The 25,119-nt window shown below is 45.9% G+C and carries 35 protein-coding genes and 1 riboswitch; of the genes, 8 read left to right on the forward strand and 27 right to left on the reverse strand.

Annotated elements, in window-relative coordinates; genetic code table 11:
- Positions 1-73: 73 nt before the first annotated feature.
- The 12 genes from GNE05_RS12800 to GNE05_RS12855 form a co-directional block, all read right to left on the reverse strand.
- Positions 74-724 (reverse strand): SpoIIIAH-like family protein, encoded by a 651-nt coding sequence (locus GNE05_RS12800; RefSeq protein ID WP_022552974.1) that lies wholly within the window; start codon positions 722-724, stop codon positions 74-76.
- A gap of 3 nt (positions 725-727) precedes the next feature.
- Positions 728-1,420 carry a stage III sporulation protein AG gene (gene spoIIIAG / locus GNE05_RS12805; protein WP_014418358.1) on the reverse strand — a complete coding sequence of 231 codons (693 nt, stop codon included), beginning with the start codon at positions 1,418-1,420 and terminating at the stop codon, positions 728-730.
- Positions 1,413-2,033 (reverse strand): stage III sporulation protein AF, encoded by a 621-nt coding sequence (gene spoIIIAF, locus GNE05_RS12810; RefSeq protein ID WP_003153146.1) that lies wholly within the window; start codon positions 2,031-2,033, stop codon positions 1,413-1,415. The genes spoIIIAG and spoIIIAF overlap by 8 nt, the downstream gene beginning before the upstream one ends.
- Positions 2,034-2,049: 16 nt before the next feature.
- On the reverse strand, positions 2,050-3,258 hold the full coding sequence (gene spoIIIAE, locus GNE05_RS12815) for a stage III sporulation protein AE (RefSeq protein WP_160182869.1): 1,209 nt from the start codon (positions 3,256-3,258) through the stop codon (positions 2,050-2,052).
- Positions 3,259-3,290: 32 nt separating this feature from the next.
- On the reverse strand, positions 3,291-3,680 hold the full coding sequence (gene spoIIIAD, locus GNE05_RS12820) for a stage III sporulation protein AD (RefSeq protein ID WP_071392571.1): 390 nt from the start codon (positions 3,678-3,680) through the stop codon (positions 3,291-3,293).
- Positions 3,681-3,692: 12 nt separating this feature from the next.
- Positions 3,693-3,899, reverse strand: a complete 207-nt coding sequence (spoIIIAC, locus tag GNE05_RS12825) for a stage III sporulation protein AC (RefSeq protein WP_003153142.1) — start codon at positions 3,897-3,899, stop codon at positions 3,693-3,695.
- Between the two features lie 22 nt (positions 3,900-3,921).
- Positions 3,922-4,437 (reverse strand): stage III sporulation protein SpoIIIAB, encoded by a 516-nt coding sequence (gene spoIIIAB / locus GNE05_RS12830; RefSeq protein WP_007408343.1) that lies wholly within the window; start codon positions 4,435-4,437, stop codon positions 3,922-3,924.
- On the reverse strand, positions 4,431-5,354 hold the full coding sequence (spoIIIAA, locus tag GNE05_RS12835) for a stage III sporulation protein AA (protein WP_160182870.1): 924 nt from the start codon (positions 5,352-5,354) through the stop codon (positions 4,431-4,433). Before spoIIIAA ends, spoIIIAB begins: the two co-directional genes overlap by 7 nt.
- A 77-nt stretch (positions 5,355-5,431) precedes the next feature.
- Complete coding sequence (locus GNE05_RS12840; RefSeq protein ID WP_100261893.1) at positions 5,432-5,713, reverse strand: YqhV family protein; 282 nt, start codon at positions 5,711-5,713, stop codon at positions 5,432-5,434.
- A gap of 146 nt (positions 5,714-5,859) precedes the next feature.
- Complete coding sequence (gene efp / locus GNE05_RS12845; protein WP_003153123.1) at positions 5,860-6,417, reverse strand: elongation factor P; 558 nt, start codon at positions 6,415-6,417, stop codon at positions 5,860-5,862.
- Between the two features lie 24 nt (positions 6,418-6,441).
- Positions 6,442-7,503, reverse strand: coding sequence for a M24 family metallopeptidase (locus GNE05_RS12850; RefSeq protein ID WP_003153122.1), 1,062 nt, complete (start codon positions 7,501-7,503; stop codon positions 6,442-6,444).
- A 131-nt stretch (positions 7,504-7,634) separates the two neighbouring features.
- On the reverse strand, positions 7,635-8,165 hold the full coding sequence (locus GNE05_RS12855; RefSeq protein ID WP_014418362.1) for a YqhR family membrane protein: 531 nt from the start codon (positions 8,163-8,165) through the stop codon (positions 7,635-7,637).
- Positions 8,166-8,386: 221 nt separating this feature from the next.
- Here GNE05_RS12855 and GNE05_RS12860 point away from each other — a divergent pair, with 221 nt between their 5' ends.
- The gene (locus tag GNE05_RS12860) at positions 8,387-9,343 is read left to right on the forward strand and encodes a DUF1385 domain-containing protein (protein WP_003153120.1); all 957 of its coding nucleotides are present in this window, start codon (positions 8,387-8,389) and stop codon (positions 9,341-9,343) included.
- Between the two features lie 34 nt (positions 9,344-9,377).
- On the forward strand, positions 9,378-9,773 hold the full coding sequence (locus tag GNE05_RS12865) for an SA1362 family protein (RefSeq protein ID WP_007408340.1): 396 nt from the start codon (positions 9,378-9,380) through the stop codon (positions 9,771-9,773).
- Here GNE05_RS12865 and GNE05_RS12870 read toward each other — a convergent pair.
- From GNE05_RS12870 to GNE05_RS12880, 3 genes are all read right to left on the reverse strand, one after another.
- Positions 9,770-10,645, reverse strand: a complete 876-nt coding sequence (locus GNE05_RS12870; protein WP_003153118.1) for a patatin-like phospholipase family protein — start codon at positions 10,643-10,645, stop codon at positions 9,770-9,772. The two genes, GNE05_RS12865 and GNE05_RS12870, sit on opposite strands and share 4 nt — an antisense overlap.
- 114 nt (positions 10,646-10,759) lie before the next feature.
- A complete protein-coding gene (gene mntR, locus GNE05_RS12875; protein WP_007408338.1) occupies positions 10,760-11,188 on the reverse strand; it encodes a transcriptional regulator MntR in 429 nt (142 codons plus the stop codon).
- Between the two features lie 99 nt (positions 11,189-11,287).
- Positions 11,288-12,124, reverse strand: coding sequence for a lipoate--protein ligase family protein (locus tag GNE05_RS12880; RefSeq protein WP_003153114.1), 837 nt, complete (start codon positions 12,122-12,124; stop codon positions 11,288-11,290).
- A 192-nt stretch (positions 12,125-12,316) separates the two neighbouring features.
- Between GNE05_RS12880 and GNE05_RS12885 the strand changes: the two genes are divergently transcribed.
- On the forward strand, positions 12,317-12,697 hold the full coding sequence (locus GNE05_RS12885; RefSeq protein ID WP_007408335.1) for a rhodanese-like domain-containing protein: 381 nt from the start codon (positions 12,317-12,319) through the stop codon (positions 12,695-12,697).
- 52 nt (positions 12,698-12,749) lie between these two features.
- Here the strand turns inward: GNE05_RS12885 and gcvPB are convergent, their stop codons facing one another.
- From gcvPB to gcvT, 3 genes are read right to left on the reverse strand one after another with little or no spacing between them, the layout of a single operon-like run.
- Entirely contained in the window at positions 12,750-14,225 is a 1,476-nt protein-coding gene (gene gcvPB / locus GNE05_RS12890; protein ID WP_094296037.1) for an aminomethyl-transferring glycine dehydrogenase subunit GcvPB, read from the reverse strand.
- Positions 14,218-15,564, reverse strand: a complete 1,347-nt coding sequence (gcvPA, locus tag GNE05_RS12895; RefSeq protein ID WP_160182871.1) for an aminomethyl-transferring glycine dehydrogenase subunit GcvPA — start codon at positions 15,562-15,564, stop codon at positions 14,218-14,220. Before gcvPA ends, gcvPB begins: the two co-directional genes overlap by 8 nt.
- Before the next feature lie 14 nt (positions 15,565-15,578).
- Complete coding sequence (gcvT, locus tag GNE05_RS12900; RefSeq protein WP_061890721.1) at positions 15,579-16,679, reverse strand: glycine cleavage system aminomethyltransferase GcvT; 1,101 nt, start codon at positions 16,677-16,679, stop codon at positions 15,579-15,581.
- Between the two features lie 178 nt (positions 16,680-16,857).
- Positions 16,858-16,958: riboswitch (glycine riboswitch) on the reverse strand.
- A gap of 144 nt (positions 16,959-17,102) precedes the next feature.
- Here gcvT and GNE05_RS12905 point away from each other — a divergent pair.
- From GNE05_RS12905 to sinR, 4 genes are all read left to right on the forward strand, one after another.
- Positions 17,103-18,773: a DEAD/DEAH box helicase gene (locus GNE05_RS12905; RefSeq protein WP_021494309.1), complete on the forward strand. Its 1,671-nt coding sequence runs from the start codon at positions 17,103-17,105 to the stop codon at positions 18,771-18,773.
- Positions 18,774-18,794: 21 nt separating this feature from the next.
- A complete protein-coding gene (locus tag GNE05_RS12910; RefSeq protein ID WP_160182872.1) occupies positions 18,795-19,589 on the forward strand; it encodes a YqhG family protein in 795 nt (264 codons plus the stop codon).
- 176 nt (positions 19,590-19,765) lie between these two features.
- A complete protein-coding gene (gene sinI / locus GNE05_RS12915; protein WP_014418369.1) occupies positions 19,766-19,939 on the forward strand; it encodes an anti-repressor SinI in 174 nt (57 codons plus the stop codon).
- Positions 19,940-19,972: 33 nt separating this feature from the next.
- On the forward strand, positions 19,973-20,308 hold the full coding sequence (sinR, locus tag GNE05_RS12920) for a transcriptional regulator SinR (RefSeq protein ID WP_003153104.1): 336 nt from the start codon (positions 19,973-19,975) through the stop codon (positions 20,306-20,308).
- Positions 20,309-20,355: 47 nt separating this feature from the next.
- On the opposite strand, the gene tasA is transcribed toward sinR, so the two are convergent.
- The 3 genes from tasA to tapA all read right to left on the reverse strand — a co-directional run bounded on the left by tasA (position 20,356) and on the right by tapA (position 22,433).
- Entirely contained in the window at positions 20,356-21,141 is a 786-nt protein-coding gene (gene tasA / locus GNE05_RS12925; protein ID WP_007408329.1) for a biofilm matrix protein TasA, read from the reverse strand.
- A 64-nt stretch (positions 21,142-21,205) separates the two neighbouring features.
- Entirely contained in the window at positions 21,206-21,790 is a 585-nt protein-coding gene (gene sipW / locus GNE05_RS12930) for a signal peptidase I SipW (protein ID WP_022552967.1), read from the reverse strand.
- A complete protein-coding gene (gene tapA, locus GNE05_RS12935) occupies positions 21,762-22,433 on the reverse strand; it encodes an amyloid fiber anchoring/assembly protein TapA (protein WP_014418371.1) in 672 nt (223 codons plus the stop codon). Before tapA ends, sipW begins: the two co-directional genes overlap by 29 nt.
- Before the next feature lie 258 nt (positions 22,434-22,691).
- On the opposite strand from tapA, the gene GNE05_RS12940 reads away from it, so the two are divergent.
- Positions 22,692-23,021: a DUF3889 domain-containing protein gene (locus GNE05_RS12940; protein ID WP_012117979.1), complete on the forward strand. Its 330-nt coding sequence runs from the start codon at positions 22,692-22,694 to the stop codon at positions 23,019-23,021.
- 40 nt (positions 23,022-23,061) lie between these two features.
- On the opposite strand, the gene GNE05_RS12945 is transcribed toward GNE05_RS12940, so the two are convergent.
- Genes GNE05_RS12945 through comGC form a run of 6 tightly spaced genes read right to left on the reverse strand, consistent with a single transcriptional unit; the run spans position 23,062 to position 25,118 of the window.
- Positions 23,062-23,241, reverse strand: a complete 180-nt coding sequence (locus GNE05_RS12945) for a YqzE family protein (protein ID WP_003153093.1) — start codon at positions 23,239-23,241, stop codon at positions 23,062-23,064.
- Between the two features lie 56 nt (positions 23,242-23,297).
- A complete protein-coding gene (comGG, locus tag GNE05_RS12950) occupies positions 23,298-23,675 on the reverse strand; it encodes a competence type IV pilus minor pilin ComGG (protein WP_061862389.1) in 378 nt (125 codons plus the stop codon).
- On the reverse strand, positions 23,676-24,071 hold the full coding sequence (gene comGF, locus GNE05_RS12955; protein ID WP_061862390.1) for a competence type IV pilus minor pilin ComGF: 396 nt from the start codon (positions 24,069-24,071) through the stop codon (positions 23,676-23,678).
- Positions 24,072-24,084: 13 nt separating this feature from the next.
- Positions 24,085-24,399 carry a competence type IV pilus minor pilin ComGE gene (gene comGE, locus GNE05_RS12960; RefSeq protein ID WP_017418140.1) on the reverse strand — a complete coding sequence of 105 codons (315 nt, stop codon included), beginning with the start codon at positions 24,397-24,399 and terminating at the stop codon, positions 24,085-24,087.
- Entirely contained in the window at positions 24,383-24,820 is a 438-nt protein-coding gene (gene comGD / locus GNE05_RS12965; protein ID WP_095061019.1) for a competence type IV pilus minor pilin ComGD, read from the reverse strand. Before comGD ends, comGE begins: the two co-directional genes overlap by 17 nt.
- Entirely contained in the window at positions 24,810-25,118 is a 309-nt protein-coding gene (comGC, locus tag GNE05_RS12970; protein WP_014418376.1) for a competence type IV pilus major pilin ComGC, read from the reverse strand. The genes comGD and comGC overlap by 11 nt, the downstream gene beginning before the upstream one ends.
- Position 25,119 lies beyond the last annotated feature (1 nt).

Raw genomic sequence — 25,119 nt, forward strand, 5'->3', positions numbered from 1 at the left:
GCTTGTGTAAATTCAACACTGATCTAAAATGACATCAGAAAAGCCCGCAGCGGGTGCGGGCGGTTCAGGTCTCTTACTTTGTCGGTTCAAACGTGACGGCGACGTCTTTCATCGTCTTGATTTCTTTTTCCACCAGGTCAATGATAGCGGAAGCTTTTGCGTTTGAATGTTTGTCAGACATGACGGTAATGTTGATTTTGTCTCCTTCAGCATCCACGAGCGCATCTTTGTAGCCTTGTGTTTTAATCAGCGTTTCCAGCTGTTTTTCCGTCCCTTCAGCATTGCTCAGCGCCGTCATTTTATCGTAGGCTTCGCTTTTTTCCTTTGCGGTCGCATCATCGCTTGAAACAATGCTGTTTAACTGTTCCCTTTCTTTGCTTCTCGCGTCTTCAAGCTCCATGCGGTATGCGGTAAATAAGTTTTCATCAGCTGTTTCTGTGGCGACCGATCCGTCTTTGTCCGATGCTTCGGCTGATGTTTCTTTATCCTCTTTTGTGCCTTTAGAATCTTTCGTTCCTTTTGTGCCGTCTTCTTTATCCGTGCCGCTTCCGCTCTTATCTTTCGTTTCAGGAGCCGGCGTTTTTTCAGTGGCGACTTCTCCGCTGCTTTTTTCGCTTTTCATCTGCACGGCATTTTTGCTTTCCGGCGACATAATATAATAAACACTTAATACCACGACGAGACTGAGCATTGTTAAAAGCCAAACCGTTTGTTTTTTCAGCATGATTTATGAATCCTCCTTGATTTTTTTAGGGGCAACCGCTACACGATAGCTCGGAACATCGAGCACCCTTGTGACGGCATCAATGATGGTTTTTTTTATTTGAACGTTGTCCACTCCCTGAGCGACAACGAGTACACCGCGGATATCGGGCTTTTTCGTCTGGACGACGACCGGGGTTTCCTGGTCCCCGTTTCGAATCATGACAATTTGTTCTTCAGAGGTTTGATCGGTTACGCTTCTTTTGCCGCCTTCTTTATCGGTTTCTTCAGTGGTGGTGTCTTTTTTCGTTTTATTTTTCTCAAACACTTTCAAAGATGTTGCGTCTACGTTTACGACAATTGAGACATCCTCCACGCCGATAATCGTTTCAAGGATTTCTTTCAGCTGGTTTTCATAGTCTCTTTCGTAATCATCGATCGTGGTTTTTGCGCTGCCGTCTTTCGATGCCTTAAAAACGGGTGCGCTTTTTTGCCCGCTTTTGTCTTCCGTTCGGCCGGACATGACGGTCTGAGCCGTTTGGTCCTTCCCGGTTTTCTCCGGTGAAGAGAACAGCTGGCTGACCAGCATAAAAGATACCCCGAGCACAAACACGAACAGAAAGTAATGATATTTTGTCAGTTTTGGTTTTTCTCCGTCTTTCGCCTGTCCGATCATCAGCTGTTTTTTGAGTATGGTCCATAGTCCGTTTTTATTCATGGCCGTTTTTCTCCCCGCCTTCCATATAAACCGTAATTTTCTCACTGCCGATTTCCCATATATCCGCAAGTTTTTCTTTGATGTCTGCGGCCTCTTTTTTGTCGGCTGCGCCTTCCGGTTCGTATTTGCGGTCTGTGCGGATGTCGATCGGTGCGACGGTTTGCACGGTTTTTTCAGAAGATGGGGCCATATACACGCTGATCGTTTTTACATCTTCTTCTGAACGAACCTGTTCTTCCGCTGTAAGGCGGATGTCGTCTATTTTGTATTCGTCATGACTGAACATCTCCTCCGCTTTCTTTTTTAGTTGGACAGCCATTTCTTCTAAAACATATGCGCGGTTTGATGCTTGTATTTCTTTTTTTTCTGATTTGATTTGATTTTTTATATCAGCGGATTGAGATTGCTCTTGTTTTGTCAAATAATCGAAGATGATTTCCGGGTCTGTTTTGAAAAGTTTGAATATCGGGTTGAGCATGACAATGATTAACAGCAGGCTGACAACCATCTTTGCGTATTTTTGCATACTGGAGCTGGGCAGCAGCATGTCGATGACGATGGCGAATAAGATAAATAAAATAATGCTTGTCAGCCATTCTGTTAAAAAGCTCATATCCAATGGGCCTCCTTTATTTCATCATCATGGTGAGGTTGCCTGCTGTAATAATGACTGTGATGCTGAGGAAAAACATGAGAGAGACGATGGCGAGCGCCGCGAAAATATACAGTACGCTTCTGCTGATGACGCCGAGGCACGTAATGACGGGCCCGCCTCCGAGCGGCTGCAGAATAGCGGCCGCGAGCTTATAAATAAAAGCGAGCGAGAGCACTTTGATCGCCGGAAACGCGGAGATGCAGATCAAAATTCCGACTCCGAGGATTCCCACGGTGTTTTTTAATAGGAGCGAGGCGCTGATGACCGTATCCGTCGCATCCGTAAACATCCGGCCGAGCACGGGAATAAAATTGCCTGTTATAAATTTTGCAGTCCTGAGCGTAATCCCGTCCGTCACGGCAGCCGAAGCCCCCTGTACGGAGATGACGCCGAGAAACACGGTGAGGAATACGGCAAGCGCGCCGATCGCGATATTTCTGAGCAGATTGGCAAGCTGCGTGACTTTATATTGATCCGTCATCGTGCTGACGATGCTTAAAATCGCTGACAGGAAGATAAGCGGCATGACAATGTTTTGAATGAGAAGGCCGCTCGTATTCATCAGAAATAAAATAACGGGGTGAAAAAAAGCTGCGGAGACGGCTCCCCCGGAAGACGCCAAAAGCGCGAGTAAAAGCGGGATAAGCGCGAGAATGAAGCTTGTCATCGTCTGGATCGCTTCACTGGCATAATTGACAGCAACATGAAAGCTGTTTAAAGCGAGAATAATCAGCACCATGTAGACGATCGCATAAGCCACTTTGCTGACGGTGCTCTGCTGGAACGCATTTTGCAGGAGCTGCAGAATGACACAAAAAATGGTGAGAAGAATCAAAGTTCCCAGAAGCTTTCCGTTTGCGAGCACTTCATGAAACAAGTATGAAAATAAAGCCTTCAGCCATGCCTCCGGTGAGAACGTTTTTTCTCCGTTAATAAAGTCGATGATGCTTCCCTTTTGGCTTTCAGGCAGAAGACCGCCGTATTCTGTCATGATGTCGTCCCAAAACTTTCCGATGCCTTCTGTTTTCAGCGCTTCGGCCTGCTTTTTCGCCACTTCATCAGCGGATTCTTGGTGAACTGCGGTTTCCTGCGACGCACCGTCTGTTCCGGTTGCTTGTACACATTCAGTCTGAAAAAATAAGAGGATGAACAAAAAAGCTCCCGCCCACCGAAAGCGCTTCATTTTTTGTGCCCCCCTTTCCATTTTATTTATGATCAAGAAGGAATAAGTCCGAGAATCGTTTCAATAATGACGGTGAGTATCGGCACGGCCATTACCAGTATCAAAATTTTTCCGGCCAGCTCTATTTTCGAAGCAATCGCTCCCTGGCCCGCATCCTTTGTAAGCTGCGCTCCGAATTCAGCGATGTAGGCGATGCCGATAATTTTTAAAATGGTTTCCACATAGACCATATTGACATTTGCATTGACGGCTATTTTTTCTATCATTCTGATAATGTCGTAAATCTGGTCGATGAGATAAAGAAAGATCACGCAGCCGCTGAAGACGACAATCATAAACGCGAAAGTCGGTTTCTGTTCTTTTACGATCAGGGAGAGAAATGTGGCGATCAGGCCTAAACCTACAATTTGAACAATCTCAATCTGTAAGCCCCCCTATCCTTGGAATAGAAACACAGCTTTGATCTTTTTGAACAGGTCATCGACAATCGTCGCCACCATAAATAAAATATAGATAAAGCCAAGCAGCGTCACCCACTGGGCGTATTCTTTTTTTCCCATTTGATCAAGTATGGTGTGCAGAAACGCAACCACGATACCGACTCCGGCGATTTGAAAAATGACATTTACGTCGACTCCCATTTTATGTTTGCTCCCCTCATGTTTACATCAATAGAAGAATGAGTAACAGTCCGGCTAAAAATCCTAAGCTTTTCACCATTTTTTCATTTTTCGCCTGCGCCCGTCCGGCATCCGCTTCCGCCGCTTCCAAATGTGTAAGCGCAAGCTTGATATGTTTCTGCTGAGAAACACGGTCATGGAGCCCGAGCGTCTCTCCGAATTGCTTCAGCACATCATATTCGCTTTTTTTCATCGCCATGGAAGACCAGTTATGTTTCAAGCTCTGTTCCCAAGCCGTTTTGGCGGAATCGCTTCCCTGCTCAAGCCTTCTGCTGAAAGCTTGAAACAATAACGATACAGGTTTGGAAAGCTGTGCGGCAATTTGTCCCGAGGCGGTATGCAGCGGTGTATGCCCGAACATGATTTCCGCTTCTAGCGATTGGAGCGCCGCGCGCAGCTGACGGATCTGCCTCGGCCTTTCAATATACATTTTGGCGATCTCAAATCCCGTCCATGTCGTCGCCGTCAGAATGAACACGGCACCCAAAAGCTTCAGCATGTCATCACGCTTTCAGCATGCGGAACAGGTTTCCCGTCTTTTCCGTACATCCTGCTGATCGTTCCCGGACCGCGGCGCCTTGACAGTTCAACATATCGGTCAAACACGTTTTCCTCCCAAAGCATTTTCAGCGACGGCCTCTTTACCAAGTCTTTCATGTCCCACCCGTGCGCAGATACGATAACGGATACGCCCGCATGGAGCGCCTCCAGCAGCGCTTGTGAGTCTTCCATTCTCCCGATTTCATCCACAATTATGACATCAGGACTCATAGAGCGGATCATCATCATCAGCCCTTCCGCCTTCGGACAGGCATCAAGGACATCGACTCTGCAGCCGAAACTGTGCTGGGGAATGCCCCGCAGGCAGCCGGCAATTTCCGACCGTTCATCTACGATACCTGTTTTTTTTGCAGGAATGCGTTTTGATCCGGTGCTGGAAAGCCGGGCCAAATCACGAAGCAAGGTCGTTTTCCCCGTTTGCGGAGGACCGATGATCAGCGTGTTCAGCCAGTTTTCTTTCCATAAGAAAGGAATGAGCGGTTCTGCGATTCCCAGCTTCTCCCGGGCGATTCGGATATTAAAAGAAGTAATATCCCGGAGTCCTTTGACGGCTCCGTTTTCGACGATGACTCTTCCGGCCAGCCCCACACGGTGGCCTCCTCTGATTGTGATGTATCCTTTTTTCAGCTCTTCTTCCAGCGTGTACATACTGTAATTGCTGAGCCGGCTGAGGATCAGCTGTGCGTCGCCGGCCGTGCACACATATGACAAATACAAAGGTTGTCCTTTTTGGATCAGTTCAACCGGCCTGTCGACGCGGATTCTGATTTCTTCTGTATCCCGCCTCGCTTCTTCGGGCACGGCGGAGATGGCATCTCTCAATAATTCAGGGAGAACCTCTGTAATCTCATTCAATAGAGTCTCCTCCTTTTTTACCGATTGGCTTCTTTAAAATGTATGATCCGGGACAGACTTTATGACACCCCGGCCCTCTATTTATGCACACCGGCCAAAATCAGCACCACTCCCGCAAAAATCAATATTAACTTTGCATATGAGAGCTGTCCGGCAATCTGATAAATGCCGATCGTCATTGTGATGATAAAGATCAGCGGGCCGACGATTGCCAAAATACTATTCACCACAACCGCTTTTCTGATGTCGTTTGTCAAAAGCATGATAATAGCGGCCGATAATTCAATGAGCGAGGACAAAACTCGTAAACCGGCCATCGTTAAAACAGTAGAATTGATTGAACTAAACAAAAATTTCATTGCAATCCCCCAACTTCAAGCATTTTGTTACACTATATGCTCTAGCTGACGGAAGTAGTCTCACTATTTTGATATAGAAGAAAGATTTGATGCAGAACACAAAAAAAGCCTGCCCCGTAAAAGGAGCAGACTCCGAATTTCTTTAACTACGCTCTTGACACGTAAGAACCGTCTGATGTATTTACAACAAGCGTATCGCCTTCGTTCACGAAGAACGGTACGTTTACGACAAGACCTGTTTCCGTTTTGGCAGGTTTTGTGCCGCCTGACGCCGTGTCGCCTTTAATTCCCGGCTCTGTTTCAACAACTTTCAGTTCAACTGTGTTCGGCAGTTCAATACCGAGCGTTTCAGACTGATACATCATGATGTGCACAGACATATTTTCCAGAAGGTATTTCAATTCTTCTTCGATTTGGTTTTCGTTCAATTCAAGCTGTTCATATGAGCTTGTATCCATGAACACGTGCTGATCGCCGTTGGCATAAAGATACTGCATCGTTTTTGTTTCGATTTGCGCTTTCGCGACTTTTTCACCTGCACGGAATGTTTTCTCCTGAATAGCGCCCGTGCGCAGGTTACGCAATTTAGAACGGACAAATGCCGCTCCTTTTCCCGGCTTTACGTGCTGGAAGTCAACGACGCGCCAAATGCCGCCGTCTACTTCAATCGTTAGTCCTGTACGAAAATCGTTAACTGAAATCATGTTTGATGTCCTCCTATATTCCGATCACAAAATAATTAATTCTTTAGGGGAATGCGTAATTGTCCGGTTGCCGTCCTCAGTGATGATGATATCATCTTCGATTCTTGCGCCCCCAACTTCCGGTATGTATATGCCCGGCTCAACCGTTACCGCCATGCCCGGCTCAAGAACGGCCGATGACCTGAAAGACAGCCCCGGTGATTCATGGACTTCCATTCCGAACCCGTGTCCTGTCGAATGGCCGAAATACTGTCCGTAGCCTTTTGCGGTGATGTGATCCCTCGTCAGAGCGTCCGCTTCTTTCCCCGTCATGCCGGGTTTAATATGCAGGACACCAAGCGCTTGGGCATCGTATACGACCTGATAAATCTCTTTCAGTTTATCACTTGGCTCTCCGACCGCGACGGTGCGTGTGATATCAGAACAATAGCCTTTATAATAAGCGCCGAAATCGAGCGTGACCAAGTCTCCCTTTTCAATCAATTTGCCGCTTGCCACTCCGTGGGGAAGGCTGGATCTGACTCCCGAGGCGACGATCATATCAAAGGAAGAGCCGTCCGCTCCTTGACGTCTCATATAAAATTCAAGCTCGTTTGCAACTGAAATCTCTGAGATGCCCGGTTTGATAAACGTCAGAATATGTTCAAACGCATCATCCGCAATCTTCGCAGCTTCCTCTAATATCTTAATCTCTTCACTTGACTTAATCAAGCGCAACTTTTCAACGGAATCCGCGACGGGAACCATCTCCGCTTCCTGCAGCACCGCTTGATAGGATGCATATGTTCCGTACGTCATGCTGTTTTGCTCGAAGCCGAGTTTTTTAATGCCGTACTCAAGAATCGTATCCGCAGCCGTTTGGATTAAGCTTCCGCCGTGCTCGATAATGTCAAAACCCTTCACTTGCGTCTTCGCCTGCTCGGTGTAACGGAAATCCGTGATAAATGCCGCACGTTCTTTCGATATGACCGCAAGGCCTGACGAACCCGTAAATCCCGTCATATACTGCAGATTGGCGGAGCTTGTCACCAACATTCCGTCTATATCCAGCTGACCGAAAAGATTTCGCAATTTCTCAAGTTTCATTCCCTTTCTCCTCCTCGCCGATTCTTGACTGCCGCCTGACAACGCGGGAGCATCCCCGCCCGGTTTTCAGCATAAAAAATGTTCACTTCTCGTGAACATTTTACCATACCGGACAGGGTTTATACACTTATTCACTTGTTGCCGAGCGCCCTTGCAAGCTTGTCTGACGTAAGTTCATTGTAGTTGAAGGAAATTGAGTAGCCGACAAACAAACCGTACAGAATGTAAAGGCAAAGCGTCGTCACGATTGTATCTGATTTCAATTCAGTGATGGATTTCACATCTTCGAAAATCGGATTGAATAAGAAAAAAACCGCACACCATAAAATGACGCCGTACACCATCCCCGGCCACATCGTTTTAAAACGCTTCAGGCAGACGAAATAAATAAACGCCCCGGCAATTGAAATGAATCCGATGACAACGATGCTGACCATCGTGCCGAGCCATTGTTTTTTCCATTCTCCGATCATAAACGGCTGAAGAATCATGTTGGGGCTGATCTCTGAAAAATGAAAGACATACCCGAGATAGCCGATCAAACTCCAAAATACACCGCCGGCAAATCCGATACCGCAAATTCTGCCGGTAAATGAAACAGGCTGCTGATCATCATCCCGCTTCTTTTTTTCTTCCTGTTCTGAATGTTTTTCGCTTGTCATCATGGCACCTCCAGTAATAGACTGCCCCAAAATTGAAAAGTCATAAAAAGCTGCGCCATATTTTCATTCAATGAGTAAAATCTAAAGAAACGGGGTATACTGCATGTAGAAAAAGCATTGATTTCCCAACTGTCTAACTAGAGGTTTACCGCGGTTTCCTGTACAATAGAGTGAAAGGAAATGGTTAGTAAATCCTAAAAAAACAGGCAGGTTGATAAACAATGTCCAAACAAAAAACGCCCCCTGCATACGGCGGGCAGGCTGTCGTTGAAGGGGTCATGTTCGGCGGCAGAAAGAATTATGTTACCGCCATCCGCAGGAATGACGGAAGCATTGATTTTTTCAAGCTTCCCAGAGTGCCGAACGCCAAGCTTTCGGCTTTAAAAAAGATTCCTTTTTTGCGGGGAATCGTCGCCATCATTGAGGCGAGCGCCAACGGCACAAAGCATTTAAACTTTTCCAGCGAACGATACGGGCTTGATCCTCAAGATGACGCCAAGCTGGAGCAGGAAGATAAGAAGGGTTCGGGCTTATCGATGTTTTTCAGCCTGGCGGTGATCGGCGTTCTGTCGTTTTTGTTCAGCAAATTCGTTTTTACGCTCGTCCCGGTCTTCTTAGCGGAGCTTGTAAGGCCCGTATTTTCCTCAGACGCCGCGCAGATCGGAATCGAAAGTCTGTTTAAGCTTATTCTGCTTCTCGGCTACATTTATTTTTTATCAATGACGCCGTTAATTAAAAGAGTGTTTCAATATCATGGAGCCGAACATAAGGTCATAAACTGTTATGAACAGAATTTGCCAATTACAATAGAAAATGTTCAGAAACAGTCACGGCTTCATTACCGTTGCGGTTCAAGCTTTATTTTATTTACGATCATTGTCGGCATGTTCGTCTATTTACTCGTTCCGACAGATCCGCTTTGGGTGCGGATTTTAGACAGGATTGCGCTTATACCGGTCGTTCTCGGCATCTCCTTTGAAGTGCTCCAGCTGACGAACAGAGTGCGGAATATCCCCGTTTTGAAAGTGCTCGGTTATCCCGGCCTGTGGCTGCAGCTTTTAACGACAAAGGAACCGGCGGATGACCAGGTCGAGGTTGCCATAGAAAGCTTTAACGAGCTTCTCAGACTGGAAGACATTTCAGAACAGAGCGAAAAACCGTCTCACAACGTAATTTGAACCGTTACCGTTATTATTTTGGAGGTGGGCAGTTATGAATCATCGTGTACAACCTTTTTTTGCTGTATTGATAGCGCTTGGCGCATTCGGTTTCATTTATGCGGCGGTAACCAACCCCGGGCAGATGATTTCAAGAGCGATCACCGTTATTATCGCAGGCATCATTATTTATTTTATCGTGAGGACGGTCCTGAACCGCCGCACCGGCCGTGACGGAACCGCTTTCAGAAAAGCGGCCAGACAATCGCGGCTCCGAATGAAGGAGCAAAAAGCGAAGCACCGCGCCGGACACAGAGGCCGGGTCAGCCATTTGCGGAGCGTGCCGAGCAGCAGCAGACCGAAGCCGATGATTCTTAAGAAAAAAAGCCAGACCCAGCTTACCGTCATAGAAGGCAAAAAGAATAAAAAGAAAAACAGAGCGCTTTTTTAATAGCTCCATTGCTTCAAAAATTGCTCTGTTCTGCTTTTTCCTAGCTCAATGAGAGCTAGTTTTTTTTGCGGTGTGAGATGAAACTCCGTCGCCATCACATGTTCCACCGGAATAAAAATAATATTCTGTTCGTACTTTGTCGCGATATGCCTGGCATCATGAGCGTCTTTCATCGTTTCAAACAAAGCTCCGAACAGCTCAAAAGCGTTGCGGATTGATTTTTTCGGGCGCTCTTTTTCGTTGGGCGAAAGTGAAATTCCGATGACCGGCCGTTTGCGTTCTTTTGAATACAGCCAAATCGGGAAATTGCTTAACACGCCGCCGTCAACGACCGTCGAGGTGCCTTTTTCGGTTTTCAGTTTTATCGGTTCAAAAAAATAAGGAATGCTGCAGCTCATTCTGACGGCTCTGGCAACCGGGAACATTTCCGGATTTAATCCGTAGCGGGGAAGATCGTCAGGAAGCACGATCATCGTTCCGTTCGTCAGATCTGAAGCGATGAGACGGAGCGAGCCTTTTTTCAAATCACCGAACGCGATGATGCCCTTCGCTTTTAATTTATCCGCAATCCATTTTTCCAGCATATCGCCTCTGTATAGTCCGAGGCGCCAATATATCGACACCCACTGCAGGATTTTCAGCGGGAGGAATGAGTATCTCTGATCAAGCAATTGCCTTCCGTCCACCTCATCTATGATGGAATGAACCTCTCTGCTCGTATAGCCCGCAGCGATAAATGCGGCAATAATTGCGCCGGCGCTTGTTCCGGCGAGCCTTTCAAAGCGAAAGCCCTTTTCTTCCAGCGCTTCATAAGCGCCGGCAAGCGCCACCCCTTTTATCCCCCCGCCCGAAAATACGCCGTCAATCTGCATAGCGCGCCCTCTCCCTTCCATCTCAAGGTGTATTATTATTTTAAGAAACGGCTGGGCGAAATAGACCAAAGAATGAAGACATTAAAAAAAGGGCGCCCCATTTCGGGCTGCCCTTTATTCACCGGGATTTTCGGTTTTTTTCTGTACGGATTTCAATTCTTTTTTCCGGCTTTCGTCATCTTCGAAATACTGAACGAGGTCGCCGATGCGGTCAATGCTGTTCCAGCTCAGATGATGTTCGATTCCTTCAACATCATTGTAAATCTTCTCTTCATCAACACCAATGATTCTTAAAAACTGCTCAAGCAATTCGTGTCTGTATACGAGCCGTTTGCCGATCTTTTTGCCTTTTGACGTCAATACGAGCCCGCGATATTTTTCATAAATCAAATACTCGTCTTTATCTAGTTTTTGAACCATTTTCGTTACAGAGGAGGGGTGGACTGCCAAAGCTTCCGCGATATCAGAAACCCGTGCATATCCTTTTTCTTCTATCAGCATATAAATCTGTTCAATATAATCTTCCATACTTGGTGTTGTCATAAGTAACCCTCCCAAAAAGCACCTTAACTTTATAAACCATTACAAGTTTACACTAACGGTCATGAAAAAACAAGGATGCTTCCGGTCTGTCAAGCCTTATCAGCGCTTATAATTCCATTCATCAGACGCGTATTTCGTCTCAGCCAGCTCATTGACAAATGCAAGCTCTTCAGACGTGAGTGTGTAAGGCTCAAGATGAATGTTCAGCCCTTCCTCAAAACCGGCTTTAAAAGCGATTCTGGCCTCATCCATCGTTACCCGTTTCGGCGCTAAGGCGTTGATGGCTACCGCTTTGTTTTTGAAATTCCGCTGCATGCGCTCACGGACTCTGTCGCTCGGATATAAAAACAGATCAAACAGCTTATCTTCATCAATGTCAAGCAGGATGGAACCGTGCTGAAGAATGACGCCTTTTTGGCGTGTCTGTGCGCTTCCGGCAACTTTCCGTCCTTCGACGACCAGTTCATACCACGAAGGCGCATCAAAGCAGACGGACGAGCGCGGATTTTTCAAGCTTTCTTTTTCTTTCTCCGTTCGGGGAATCGCAAAGCAGGCATCAAGTCCAAGGTTTCTGAATCCCTGCAGAATACCTTCTGAAATCACCCGGTACGCCTCTGTCACCGTGGCCGGCATTTCCGGGTGATCCTCTGAAACGATTACGCTGTATGTCAATTCTTTATCATGCAGAACACCCCGTCCGCCTGTCGGTCTTCTGACAAACCCGAGGCCGTGTTTATGTACTGCGTCAAAGTTAATTTCCTTCTTAATATTTTGAAAATACCCGACAGACAAAGTTGCCGGATTCCAGCCGTAAAAACGGATCACCGGAGGAATTTTTTTTTGGCTGTGCCAATATAAAAGCGCTTCATCCAGCGCCATGTTAAATGCCGGGCTTTCATTCCCTGAGTCAATAAACCGCCATGTTTCTTTTTCCATACACTGAACCCTTCTTTATCGTTTTAATAAAATCAGTTTAACAAACTGCCTTGAAAATGAAAAATATTTCGTTTCATTAAGGATGACAATCGCTTCATGCTTTACTATAATAGTATTTGTCCCAAAACGTCCGGTAAGCCTTGTTTTCAGGAAGCAGGGTTTTATTTTATAAGCTAAAGGAGTAGAATCGCATTGTCTAATATGATTGCTTTAATTATTGTTGCGGCGTTTATCGTTTATATGATCGTGTCGTATTTTTACCAGCAGCGTTTAATGAAAACACTTACGGAAGAGGAATTCCGCGCGGGCTACAGAAAAGCGCAGCTGATTGACGTCCGTGAACCGAATGAATTTGAAGGCGGCCATATTCTCGGCGCGCGCAACATTCCGCTGTCACAGCTGAAACAGCGCAAAAGTGAAATCCGTCCTGATAAACCCGTTTATCTGTACTGCCAAAACAATGTCCGCAGTGGACGCGCGGCACAGACGCTCCGCAAACACGGCTGTAAAGATATTTACAACCTGAAAGGCGGATTTAAAAAATGGGGCGGAAAAATTAAAGCAAAAAACTAATCATAAAAAAAGAGCTGTCCGTTTTATACGGAAGCTCTTTTTTTACACCGTGTCAGCGGCTGACGTCAGGTGTATGTTCGTACTTTAAAACCGGCTTTCTTGCCGCCTTGGTTTCATCCATTCTTTTGACAACTGTTGTATGCGGCGCCTCCTGAACGATTTCAGGCGATTCCTCCGCTTCCCGCGCAATTTGAATCATGGCATCTATAAACGCATTAAGCGTTTCCTTTGATTCCGTTTCCGTCGGTTCGATCATGATGCTTTCTTCAACATTGAGAGGAAAATACACAGTCGGCGGATGATAGCCGAAATCCAAAAGCCGTTTGGCAATATCAAGCGTTCGTACGCCAAGCTTTTTCTGCCTTCTACCCGATAACACAAATTCATGCTTGCAATGACGGTCATACGGGAGATCATAATAAGGCGCGAGTCTTCTCATCATATAATTTGCATTTAAAACCGCGTTTTCGGTCACAGCTTTTAAGCCGTCAGGCCCCATGGACCGGATATACGTGTAGGCTCTGACATTAATGCCGAAGTTGCCGTAATAAGGTTTTACGCGCCCGATCGACTGCGGCCGGTCATAGTCAAACGTCAAACGGCCCTCTTTTTTCGTGAGAACGGGTTTCGGCAGATACGGAATGAATTCTTTTTTTACGCCGACCGGCCCTGAGCCAGGTCCTCCCCCGCCGTGCGGCCCGGTAAATGTTTTATGCAGATTAAGGTGAACGACGTCAAATCCCATATCTCCCGGTCTTGCTTTACTTAAAACGGCATTTAAATTCGCTCCGTCATAATAAAGCTTTCCGCCGGCCTGATGGACGATTTCAGCCATTTCCGTAATGTTTTCCTCAAATAACCCGAGGGTGTTCGGATTCGTCAGCATCAGCGCCGCTGTTTCTTCATTTACCGCTCTTTTCAAATCTTCAATGTCAACCAGCCCGTGCTCATTTGACTTGACGGTAATCGTTTCAAAACCGGCGACCGTGGCGGATGCCGGATTCGTGCCGTGGGCTGAATCAGGGACAATCACCTTCGTCCGTCCGAAGTCTCCCCGCGCTTCGTGATAGGCGCGGATCATCATCAGACCGGTCCATTCGCCGTGAGCGCCCGCCGCAGGCTGCAGTGTCACCTCGTCCATGCCCGTAATTTCCTCCAAGTGTTCGCTTAAATCGTATAAAAGCTCAAGCGCCCCCTGAACCGTGTCCTCGTCCTGAAGCGGATGAATAGCGGAAAAACCTGCGATCCGGGCAATTTTTTCATTTAATTTCGGATTGTATTTCATCGTACAAGAGCCGAGCGGATAAAAGCCTGAATCAACTCCGTGGTTCCTCTTAGAAAGAGCGGTATAATGCCGCATAATATCGAGCTCTGATACTTCCGGCAGCTTTGCGTCTTCATCGCGGATATAGTCACCGGGAAGAAGACTTTCAAGCTCTGTTTCCGGCACATCAAGCTCCGGAAGGCTGTAACCGATACGCCCTTCGCGGGACATTTCAAAAATAAGCGCCTGATCTTGATTATTCATGTTGATCCCCCAATCCCGCAATAAGCGAATCGATCTCTTCTTTTGTTCTCAGCTCTGTAACGGCAATGAGCATATGCTGATTCAGTTCCGGATACGCAAGGCCTAAATCATATCCGCCGATTATGCCGTCTTGCAGGAGCCGCCGGTTTGCTTCCTTGACGGGAAGATTCAGCCTGACGGCAAATTCATTAAATATCGGGCCGTCAAATGCTACGTGCAAGCCGGCTTTTTCCGCTTGGCGTCTCGCGTAATCAGCTTTCAATATATTTTGGCGGGCCATGTCTTTGACGCCGTTTTTTCCGAGCGCCGTCATCGCGACTGAAGCCGCTAAAGCATTCAGCGCCTGATTTGAGCAAATGTTAGACGTGGCTTTGTCTCTTCTGATATGCTGCTCGCGCGCCTGAAGAGTGAGAACAAAGCCTCTTCGCCCGTTTTCATCTTCCGTTTGGCCGACAAGCCGGCCCGGCACCTTTCTCATCAGTTTTTTCGTTACTGCAAAATAGCCGCAATGCGGGCCGCCGAACGCCGCAGGTATGCCGAAAGGCTGCGCGTCCCCGACGACGATATCAGCTCCGCATGCCCCGGGCGGTGTCAAAATACCGAGCGCGAGCGGGTTTGAAGAAACAATCAGCTGGCTGTTTCCTTTATGTGCGAGCGGCTCAATGTCCTTTAACGGCTCGATTTGTCCGAAGAAGTTCGTATACTGGACGATCACGGCGGCCGTTTCATCACAAACGGCATGTTCCAATGCTTCAAGATCTGTGACGCCGTTTTTCGCGGGAACCTCTACAACCTCAATATATTGGCCCTTTGCGTATGTTTTCAAAACATCCCGTGATTCCGGATGAACGGCTGCGGAAATGACGATTTTTTTCTTTTTCGTATGGCCCGACGCAAGCATCGCCGCTTCCGCCAGCGCCGTTCCCCCATCGTACATAGAGGAGTTTGCGATATCCATTCCCGTTAATTCACAGATCATCGTTTGAAATTCAAAAATCGCCTGCAGCTCTCCTTGTGAGATTTCAGGCTGATAAGGCGTATATGCCGTGTAAAACTCTGATCGGGATATCACATGATCGACGATAACCGGCTGGTAGTGATCGTACACTCCTGCACCCAGAAAAGATGCATATGTAACAGCGTCTTTATTTTTCGCCGCAAGCTTTGTCAGCTCTCTCGTCAGCTCAGTTTCTGACTTTGCTTGTTTAATGCGGTAGTCTTTTTGAAACCGTACATTTTCCGGAATATCGGCAAACAGTTCATCAATTGTTTCTGCGCCGATGGCTTTCAGCATTTCTTTTTTATCCTGTTCTGTCGCGGGCAAATATCGATGCTTCATATGACTCTCCTTTTTCAGCTCTGTTTTGGACGTTTATAAAACGGTGTGCGGACAATCTTCGCTTTTACCGTTTTTTTACGGATTTCCACTTCTACTTCCGTTCCGACTTCACTGAATTCCGTTTTGATTAAGGCAAGGCCGATATTTTTCTTTAAAGTCGGAGATTGCGTGCCTGTCGTGACTTCACCGATCGGAACACCGTCTTTTTTCACGGCGTACCCGTGTCTCGGAATCCCTTTTTCAATCATCTCAAGTCCGACCAGCTTTCGCGGGGCTCCTTTTTCTTTCTGTTCGCGCAATACAGACTTCCCGAAAAAATCGGAATCTTTCTTGTGTTTCACGGCAAATCCGATTCCGGCTTCAATCGGTGTAATATCTTTCGTCAATTCCTGACCGTATAAAGCAAGCTTCGCTTCAAATCTCAGCGTATCACGGGCGCCGAGGCCGCACGGAACGAGACCTTCATACTCTCCCGCTGCAAGTATCTCCTTAAATAGATGAACTGCATCTTCATTGCGGCAATATAACTCAAACCCGTCTTCACCGGTATAGCCTGTTCTTGAAAGCAGGACTTGTCGTCCGGCAACGTCCGCCCCATCAATAAACGTAAACGGCTTTAAGGAGGACAAATCACATTCAGTCAGCTTCGCAAGAACCGACTGAGCATTCGGCCCCTGAACGGCAAGCAGTGAAATCCCGTCAGACTGATTCGTCAGCGTGACATCGCCTTCTGCATGTTCCGTCAGCCAAGCGATGTCTTTTTCAATATTGGACGCGTTAATCACGAGCAGATAGCAGCTCTCGCTTTTCTGATAGATCAGCAAGTCATCCACCGTACCGCCGTCAGGATAACACATGGCGGTATAGAGCGCGTTTCCCGGCTTTAAATCGGCAACGTCATTTGTCATCATTTTTTGCAGAAAAGACAGGGCGTCTTTACCGGATACTTCAACTTCCCCCATATGAGACACATCAAACAGGCCCGCTTTTGTGCGGACGGCTTCATGCTCCTCTTTAATAGAAGAAAATTGAACCGGCAGCTCCCATCCTCCAAAATCAATCGTTTTTCCGCCGTATTCTTTATACACGTCATAAAGCGGTGTTCGTTTCAGCATCATCTTCCCCCTTCAGTCATTGGCGCATTGTAAAAACATATAAAAAAGGACAGAGAAACACCTCATGAAAATGAAGGTTTCTCTGTCCCGGCACCTGAAAGTTTACTTTATGAACATATCATAAAGACGTCCCCTTTGGTGGCCTGCTTCTTCTAAGTGCAGACACTCTCCAGAGTTGCGTCGAGCAAGAGTTCTTTTGCCTGAGAGATTCACTCCGCAGTTTGCTCCTTCGGCGCCCGGACGCCCATCTTTCGTCCGAGTCTCTCCCCTTGCTGTCATTCGCTCATATTTACCAATTTTATGGACATACTAAAGCAATATCTTTTAGTGAAATCATTACTTATATCCTACCACCCTCACTTACGTCCGGCAACAAAAATTATGATAAATCAGTTTTTTAAAAGAAAGGCGGTTTTGTTACATATGACAGCAGAGATCATATTTGATGCAAACTGGCCGGGAGAGTTTTCTGAGCGGCTGAAAACGGACGGTCCCTGGTCAAATTGGGAGATGTACAAACTGTCGGCTGAAGTCCAGCAGACCCTTGCCATTCCTGAATTTGAAGGATTGAGGGCTCCTTTATACCTGCCCGATTTCACTCCGCTTCCCCATCAGCTTGAAGTCGCGCAGAAAGTCGTTGAAAAAATGAACGGCAAGGCGATTTTAGCTGATGAAGTGGGGCTCGGAAAAACGGTGGAAGCGGGCCTGATTTTAAAAGAATACATGATTCGCGGGCTGGCCAAAAAAATCCTGATTCTTGTGCCGGCATCACTCGTTTCCCAGTGGGTCAAAGAGCTTCAGGAGAAGTTTTTGATACCCGCTGTTGAACAGAAGAAAAGCTATGTGTGGGAACAGTGCGATATCGTCGTTTCTTCTATTGATACGGCCAAACGCTCGCCTCACAAGGACATTGTGCTTTCTATTCCGTATGATCTCGTCATTATTGACGAGGCGCACAAGCTCAAAAACAGCAAAACGAAAAATTATGAATTTGCGAGAAGTCTTGTGAAGAAATACTGCCTGCTTCTGACGGCGACGCCGATTCAAAACCGGATCGAAGAAATCTTCAATTTAGTGTCACTGTTAAAGCCCGGCCATTTAGGAAATGAAAGCGGATTTCAAGAAACCTTCAATCAGAAGGACGGGATTGACGCTCATGAGCATTTGAAAGAGCTCGTCAATAAGGTGATGATCCGCAACACGCGGAGCGACACCGGCCTTACATGGACGAAGCGCCACGTGGAAACAGTGCCGATCACCTTTTCACCGACGGAACAGGCGCTTTACGATGACATTGCCGCACTGAAAAACGGCACGGAAAAGCCCGCAAGCGCATTTTCCATTATGACGCTGCAAAGAGAGTGCTGTTCAAGCAGGGAAGCCGTGTATATGACGCTCAAAAAAATGCTTGACCAAAAAGACAAACATGCGCCCGCATTCGATGACCAGACGATCGCTAATTTAATGGACCGCATCAATCAAGTCACGCAAAACTCAAAAGCAATTCAAGTTGTTGACTTGATCCAAAAGATTAATGATAAAGTCATTATTTTTACTGAATACAGGGCGACACAGATTTACCTGCAATGGTTCCTTCAGCAGAACGGCATAAGCTCCGTTCCGTTCAGAGGCGGATTTAAACGCGGAAAAAAAGACTGGATGAAGGATCTCTTCCGCGGCAAAGTGCAGGTGCTGATCGCTACAGAAGCCGGAGGCGAGGGGATCAACCTGCAATTCTGCAACCATATTATCAATTATGACCTCCCGTGGAACCCGATGCGGCTTGAACAAAGAATCGGAAGGATTCACAGACTCGGTCAGGAAAGAGATGTCCATATCTACAATATGGCGACAAAACATACGGTGGAAGAGCATATCTTAAAACTTCTGTATGACAAAATTCATTTATTTGAAAATGTCGTCGGAGAATTAGATGACATTTTAACAAAAATCAAAGTGAGCAATTTTGAAGACCATTTGCATGATATTTTATGCCATTCGCTGACAGAGGAAGAAATGAGAATCAAAATGGACAATCTCACCTCTTTTCTGTCGTACGGTACGGACAAGCCCGCCAGAAAAAAAGGATCTTAATTTAAAAGGAGGAAGCGCGACATGAGACAGCAGGAGGTTCACGAATTTTTACTGCGCTTTTTTGAAGCGAACCACTGTCCGATTACAGAACACGGGCCGGGTTTTATGACGGTTCAGTTGACGGTCGAGATGGACAAACAAATTATGAACCGCCCGTTTTATTGGCATTGGCGTGAAAAAACGGGCGGCGAACCGAACCCGATGAAGATCACGTTCATCACTGATAAAGAAACGGCTCCGGAGGATATGAACGGCGAATTTATTTACTTTGGAGCCCCGCGCCTCTTTCAAATCTTTCAAGCAGTTAAACAAAATGGGAGATTTACAAGAATATATGAGAAAATTGTATCAGCCGGAGCCAGAGTGCCGCTTCAGCCCTGGCTGGGATTAAATGTAGTGATTTCATACCAATCCGACATGAAAAAAGACAGACTTTTGTCTTTAGGCCTGCATCTTGTTTCTGGAACAATTATAGAAGGGTTTCAGCAGAAGCTTGCACCGCTTCCGCTGACCTCGCAAATATCAGACTATTGCTTTACCATATCGCCGATGATTAAGCCGGAAAGCGGGATTAAAAGGATGGAGCATTACTTAAAAGACGCTGCCGCCAAAGAGCCGTCAGACTGGGCTGACAGCGCGATCGCCAGATGGAAAAAGGACCTCAGGCTGCTCGATCAGTTTTATGGGCAGACAGAGGAAAAACCTGAGGAATACCATTTGGAAAAACAAGCGCTGAAAGCCTTATATCAGCCGAAAATTCACATTCAGATTGAAAACGGCGGTTTATTTTTCCTGCAAAGTAATTTTTCTGGATAAGCGTTATCCATTCGACACCTTTCCCGTTTTTTCTGGAAATTCTATATTATAATAAAAGTATATAGAAAAAATTTCTGGCGTTTCGCATGCGATGAATCACTTCCAGACATGTAAAGATAAGGTCATGGCCGGATTGGCTGAAATACATAAACAAGTATTTTAGGAGGAGAAAATGCATGAAAAATGCAAAAACAGAATTTTCGCAATTAGATAAGGAATGGGTTGAGCTGATATTAGAAGCCCAAAAAGCAAATATCAGCCTAGAAGAAATACGCAAATACCTGCTTTCGAATAAAAAGTCTTCTCAACATATCCAGGCAGCCAGAAGTCATACCGTAAATCCTTTCTGAATGTGCTATAATATCACAAGGAAGGTGATGACATTGATTGGCCAGCGTATTAAACAATACCGAAAAGAAAAAGGCTACTCACTATCAGAACTAGCTGAAAAAGCTGGGGTAGCGAAGTCTTATTTAAGCTCAATAGAACGAAATTTACAGACGAACCCCTCCATTCAATTTCTCGAAAAAGTCTCCGCTGTTCTGGACGTCTCGGTTCATACTTTACTTGATGAAAAACATGAAACCGAATACGATGGTCAATTAGATAGTGAATGGGAGAAATTAGTTCGCGATGCAATGACATCCGGGGTATCAAAAAAACAATTTCGTGAATTTTTAGATTATCAAAAATGGAGAAAAGCGCAAAAAGAGGAGTAGTGCCGCCATATGTGCACAACTCCTCTTTTAACTGTCCGACTTTCGGATTAGTTTTTATCCTCACTGTGAGCCTTTTCATTTTCCTTGACGTAACCGTCTTTATCCGTATGATCTTTCGTAATGGTCAAGCCGTTCCATTGCGTTGCTTCAAAAGAGAATTGAAGAGAAATCGCATTGCCTTGGAACTTGTTTTGCACACTTAATCCGTCCGCAGTTTTTGCGGTGTCATTTTTAAATTGGATTTCCATTCTCACCTGGTCATAATCAGCAGGCGTTTTCGGAACTCCGTCGTACTCAGGAGCTGTTTTGCCGTTAATGGTTGCTACATTGACTTTTCCGCTCTCACTCAGGAATTTCGGATCAATGTGCTTGCTGATCGCTTCGGCAGCTGCTTTATCCTGTTTTGTTGACATTAAGTATAAGTCTTTCAGGCTGGCCGCCTTCAAAATGATATTTTTAGGATAGCCGTTGCCCCCTTCTTTACCGACTGTCAGAACCGTAATTTCAAACTGGCTGAGGAAATCCTCCGCAGATTCATTTCCTTTCTTTGCTCCTTTAAAGTCAGTAAAATTCAAAGCCATCAGCACTTCTTTAATGGCAAGTGAACCGTTGTTTCTGAATTCGAAATCTTTCGTCAATTTATCGCCTGGTTTTAAGTTTGACAAATTGACATTGGCTGATTGTTCTTTAGCCGATAAATCAAGTGTTCCTGACGCAAATGTAGCGTCCGTCGACTTCACATCATTAAATGCGGCCCATGTGCCTCCTCCTACTAATGCTAAACCGAGTGCGGCTGAGGCAACGCCCAAGCTTAATTTCTTTTTCATACCCATGTTTGTACTCTCCCCTTACTTTTTATTTTTGTTATCAAATCCTGTCGCCAGGTTGCAACCGTATTCATGTGGAGATGGTTCCCTTTTTCGCATGTTCTTCCAGCGCTTTCGTTTTCCGCTCAATATCGCGGAGGGCGCTGACAATGACTGTTATTGAGTAAATCAAAAGCATGACGCCGGGAACGATTAACAGAATCGCCGTTCCGATCGGCTGGCTGGCCAAATGTATGACATATCCGGCATACGGAAGCTGATATCCCGTATACTGGGCCGCCACTTTTTCAGCTTGAACGGGTGCGGCATCCGGGGCGGCATTATGGTCCCCTTTTGTCTCAAACAGAGGGTTCCCGTCCTTTTTTGTGATCCCGATTATTCTGTGTGTGACGGCTGTTCCGTCATCTTGCGTAAAGGTGATCACATCCCCTTTTTTTAAGTCATTCACGTCAGAAATTTTCTTTACCGCTATGAGCGAACCCGTCTTAAATTCCGGGTCCATTGAACCCGACAGCACGGATTTCAGCGTATAGCCGAAAATGGCCGGCTCACCCCCGGAAGCCCGGGTCGAAATCACCGTTAACGTCAGCACAATAATCAAGCTGAAGATGACGGCATACAAAATATTACTGATCAGTTTCAGCGTTTTTTTCATGTTCTTCCCCGCTTTCTTTTACCGGCTCAGCCGGCTCTTTCTCCGTTTTCTTTAGATCGGAAACGGTCGCCTGTTCCCGGCATTTGACGAGTTTCATCGGTTTTGACCACTCAAATTTTTCTTCGTCGGCCGGGTACCCTTCAGGCTTGTAAACCTTGAATGCGTATATGCCCGGCTGCAAAGACCGCTTTGACTCAATTTTATAAATCGTTTTGCTTTTTTTATCAGTAATAAGCCCTTTATCCACAACATTGCCGTTTCGTAAAGGCTGCTGCTGAGAAGCGATTTTATGGAGCTCCCATTTCCAGTCAGAAACAGTCCGCTCTTTTCCCTTATTCTCCAGCTCGGCATAGAGCTGGAGCGGCGCACACACGGTGCCTGACGTATCAGTTTGATTTGTTATATGTAAATCACTTTGATCCCAGCGTTCGTCATAACGGCAATCGTCATCCGTATATTGAAAATCTCCGCACGTTTGAACCGGGAGACTGAAGCTTTTCACATCATTGAAGGAGGAACTTGTATCACCTGTGAACTGAGCACATATCATCACGGACAGGCAAAAAATGAACGAAAGCCGTAAAAATAGCATCATCCGCCATCTCACCTTGCCCTTTTTTTCCATTCGCAACAATCGGAACATGCCTTACCCCCTGTAAAACTGTTAATAAATATGACAACCGTTCTCTTTAAAGAACTGTATGAACAAAGTATAATCAAGGATTATCGTCTTGAAAAATGTCAAATTCGGTCAAATTGTTCGTTTTTAAGAATGGTATCTTTCAAAAACATCGTTTTGCTTCAAATTACACACCTTTTTGGAATTTTTTCTAATAAAACGTGAGAAAATAACGAGGTGCCTAGCACAAAATGGAAAGTATATACAGCGAAAGGACGAAGAATGATGATCAAACAAAGTCTGATTTGCCTTTCTCTTCTTGTTTTCGGGGTTTCAGGAACAGCTCAGGCGGAAACGGTGCCTTATTATGCTGTTCACCATAAATCAAAATGGGAAAAGTTAGCAGAAAAAGAAGCTAAAAAAAGATATCCGCTCGCCCAAACGTTATTTATTCAAAAGGTGTGGGATCGGAAAAGAACGGACGAAGCAGTCAAGCAATACCACTTGACATTGCGGGATGGCGCAAAAGAATTTGGTGTGTTTGTTACGATTTCTTTTAATCCCTACAGCCAAAAAGTAAATAAAATTGCCGTCATTGAGGAATACCAATAAGGCCCTCCTGTATCAGGAGGACCTTTCGTGTGATTCAACTTTATTTTTTCCGCTGCATCCACAGCTTAAAACTGTACGGCAATATTCCGAACCAGTGCTGAGAAGCCGGCACTTTCTTTTCTTTCCGCACTTCTTTTCGCTCTCTCCGTTCCTGTTTCGGCGTATCGAAATATTTAACGAATTGCTCAGTCATATATTTTACATAATCATTTGTTTTCACGGCTCTCACCTCATAGTGCTGTCTTTATTATGAAGTGTTGTCCCGCCGCCTCTTTTTTATACTTCCGTCCATTGAATCAGCTGTTTCTTCTTCTGATCGAACAAAAGGGTAGCCTCCCGTCTCGTGCCTGTCATGGTTTCCGCCTGAATTGTAACCTTAACCGTTTCCCGGCGATCACTCCCGGTGATGTGAAAAGAAACGGTGCCGTACGGAAAACGCTGTGTACCAGTTTGGACCTTTTGTCCCTGTGTCATATGGCGGCTTGACAGCAGCGCGCCGTTTTGGAGCAGGTTCTCTCCGATCCAGTACTCCCCGGCCTCTTTTGCAAATGTTTTTCGGGTGATGAAATCAGATGAAGTATAGCTGATGACAAGTAAAACTGCGGCGGAAACAAACAGAACCGCGGGATATATAAAACCGTCAGATTTGTACATTTAATCACCTTTAAAAGAGCTGTAAACCGGAATGACCGCCTGATTCTTTTTACCTGTAACGCTTGAGATCTCTAATAAGAGCAGGCCGTTTTTCACATCAGCCGTTAATGATGCCGCGTTTTGCAGGATCGGCACGTGGCCTTTTCCGTTTACTCTTTTCCTTATCATCTTATGATAAATTTCAAAACGCACTTCTTTGCCTCCTGTTTTCCGGCATGCTAACGCCCGTCCGCCGTCCGCCGGCTTCACAGTCTCAGCCTGTTTACATTCGTTCATGATCTGCTGAACGGCAATTTGATGCTCCCGGCTGTCTAATCCGCCGTTATCGGTCCGGTTTGATAAGAACAGATGTAAAATCGGGCCCAGGGTGCCTGATAGGAAAAGACAGACTGCCAAGGAGATCAAAACATTAAGAAGCGTAAAGCCAGTCTGTTTTGAGAATGCTGAGGCACATTTCTTTTTCGCCGGGGTCAGCCGCACACACTTTGTAATACTCACCATCCTCCTTCCACTTCACACCGGGAGACGGCGGCTTTTTTCCGGTCATCATATAAGTGCTGATATGTTTCTGAAGAAGCTGGTACGCTTCCTGGCGATCTTCTATTTTCAGGCCATCTGTCAGCATGCCCGTCCAGACCGGAATGATAGACGTCATAAGGAACAGCCAAATGGCCATTGCTGATAGCGTTTCAATAGTAGAGAACCCCTTATTTCCGTTTAGCATGGACATTTCCGCTCCCTAAGTAAACTGTGATCTCATAGGTGAACCCGGCACTCTTCAATTGAATCTTTCCTCCCGAATTCGGATGGCCTTTTTCGTTAAATTCAAGGCTCTCCGGTAAAGTCACAAGCGTAATGTGAAGCGAATCAAAAGAACGCTCGACAATCCTTCCGCCTGACTGCAGTTTGTATTTATGCTCTTTTGGAAGAAAAGTGATTTTTGTTCTTTTATGTTCTGCGATAGCCGTTTCCTGAGCAAGCTGAATATCTTTTTGGAGCTGTTCTGTTTTTTGCCGCACGACAAGGTGGGTGCAGACCGGCGGAACCGTCGTGAACAAAACCGTCAGCAGGACGGACGCCAGGCTTAACACAATCAGGCTTTCAAGAAGGGTAAACCCATTTTCTGTCCGCCTGTTATTGTTCAACTGTAACTTCTCCGCCACTAATTAAGATCTGTTTACCATTCGGGCAGGCTGTATTCTTTTTGATATACCCCTCTGATTGTAAATCGTTCATATCCGGCATTTTACCTTCATGGTCGATTTCGTACGCCGTCACTTGGGCTTTCACCATATTCTGCAGTCCTTCACAGCCTTTACGCTGAATGCTTTGATTATGTTTTGTAACGTTAGGAATGGTGATTAAAAGCAGAATGGAAACGATAAATAAAACAATCAGCATTTCAATTAAAGTAAATCCATCTTGATTTTTCAGACGAAGCACT

It is taken from the genome of Bacillus sp. AM1(2019), from assembly GCF_009906915.1.
Lineage (GTDB): Bacteria > Bacillota > Bacilli > Bacillales > Bacillaceae > Bacillus > Bacillus velezensis.

Coding starts and splice junctions, on each gene's coding strand:
- GNE05_RS12800 (WP_022552974.1), bottom strand. CDS start 724: ATGCTGAAAAAACAAACGGTTTGGCTTTTAACAATGCTCAGTCTCGTC.
- spoIIIAG (WP_014418358.1), bottom strand. CDS start 1,420: ATGAATAAAAACGGACTATGGACCATACTCAAAAAACAGCTGATGATC.
- spoIIIAF (WP_003153146.1), bottom strand. CDS start 2,033: ATGAGCTTTTTAACAGAATGGCTGACAAGCATTATTTTATTTATCTTA.
- spoIIIAE (WP_160182869.1), bottom strand. CDS start 3,258: ATGAAGCGCTTTCGGTGGGCGGGAGCTTTTTTGTTCATCCTCTTATTT.
- spoIIIAC (WP_003153142.1), bottom strand. CDS start 3,899: ATGGGAGTCGACGTAAATGTCATTTTTCAAATCGCCGGAGTCGGTATC.
- spoIIIAB (WP_007408343.1), bottom strand. CDS start 4,437: ATGCTGAAGCTTTTGGGTGCCGTGTTCATTCTGACGGCGACGACATGG.
- GNE05_RS12840 (WP_100261893.1), bottom strand. CDS start 5,713: ATGAAATTTTTGTTTAGTTCAATCAATTCTACTGTTTTAACGATGGCC.
- efp (WP_003153123.1), bottom strand. CDS start 6,417: ATGATTTCAGTTAACGATTTTCGTACAGGACTAACGATTGAAGTAGAC.
- GNE05_RS12850 (WP_003153122.1), bottom strand. CDS start 7,503: ATGAAACTTGAGAAATTGCGAAATCTTTTCGGTCAGCTGGATATAGAC.
- GNE05_RS12855 (WP_014418362.1), bottom strand. CDS start 8,165: ATGACAAGCGAAAAACATTCAGAACAGGAAGAAAAAAAGAAGCGGGAT.
- GNE05_RS12860 (WP_003153120.1), top strand. CDS start 8,387: ATGTCCAAACAAAAAACGCCCCCTGCATACGGCGGGCAGGCTGTCGTT.
- GNE05_RS12865 (WP_007408340.1), top strand. CDS start 9,378: ATGAATCATCGTGTACAACCTTTTTTTGCTGTATTGATAGCGCTTGGC.
- GNE05_RS12870 (WP_003153118.1), bottom strand. CDS start 10,645: ATGCAGATTGACGGCGTATTTTCGGGCGGGGGGATAAAAGGGGTGGCG.
- mntR (WP_007408338.1), bottom strand. CDS start 11,188: ATGACAACACCAAGTATGGAAGATTATATTGAACAGATTTATATGCTG.
- GNE05_RS12880 (WP_003153114.1), bottom strand. CDS start 12,124: ATGGAAAAAGAAACATGGCGGTTTATTGACTCAGGGAATGAAAGCCCG.
- gcvPB (WP_094296037.1), bottom strand. CDS start 14,225: ATGAATAATCAAGATCAGGCGCTTATTTTTGAAATGTCCCGCGAAGGG.
- gcvPA (WP_160182871.1), bottom strand. CDS start 15,564: ATGAAGCATCGATATTTGCCCGCGACAGAACAGGATAAAAAAGAAATG.
- gcvT (WP_061890721.1), bottom strand. CDS start 16,679: ATGCTGAAACGAACACCGCTTTATGACGTGTATAAAGAATACGGCGGA.
- GNE05_RS12905 (WP_021494309.1), top strand. CDS start 17,103: ATGACAGCAGAGATCATATTTGATGCAAACTGGCCGGGAGAGTTTTCT.
- GNE05_RS12910 (WP_160182872.1), top strand. CDS start 18,795: ATGAGACAGCAGGAGGTTCACGAATTTTTACTGCGCTTTTTTGAAGCG.
- sinI (WP_014418369.1), top strand. CDS start 19,766: ATGAAAAATGCAAAAACAGAATTTTCGCAATTAGATAAGGAATGGGTT.
- tasA (WP_007408329.1), bottom strand. CDS start 21,141: ATGGGTATGAAAAAGAAATTAAGCTTGGGCGTTGCCTCAGCCGCACTC.
- sipW (WP_022552967.1), bottom strand. CDS start 21,790: ATGAAAAAAACGCTGAAACTGATCAGTAATATTTTGTATGCCGTCATC.
- tapA (WP_014418371.1), bottom strand. CDS start 22,433: ATGTTCCGATTGTTGCGAATGGAAAAAAAGGGCAAGGTGAGATGGCGG.
- GNE05_RS12940 (WP_012117979.1), top strand. CDS start 22,692: ATGATGATCAAACAAAGTCTGATTTGCCTTTCTCTTCTTGTTTTCGGG.
- comGG (WP_061862389.1), bottom strand. CDS start 23,675: ATGTACAAATCTGACGGTTTTATATATCCCGCGGTTCTGTTTGTTTCC.
- comGE (WP_017418140.1), bottom strand. CDS start 24,399: ATGCTAAACGGAAATAAGGGGTTCTCTACTATTGAAACGCTATCAGCA.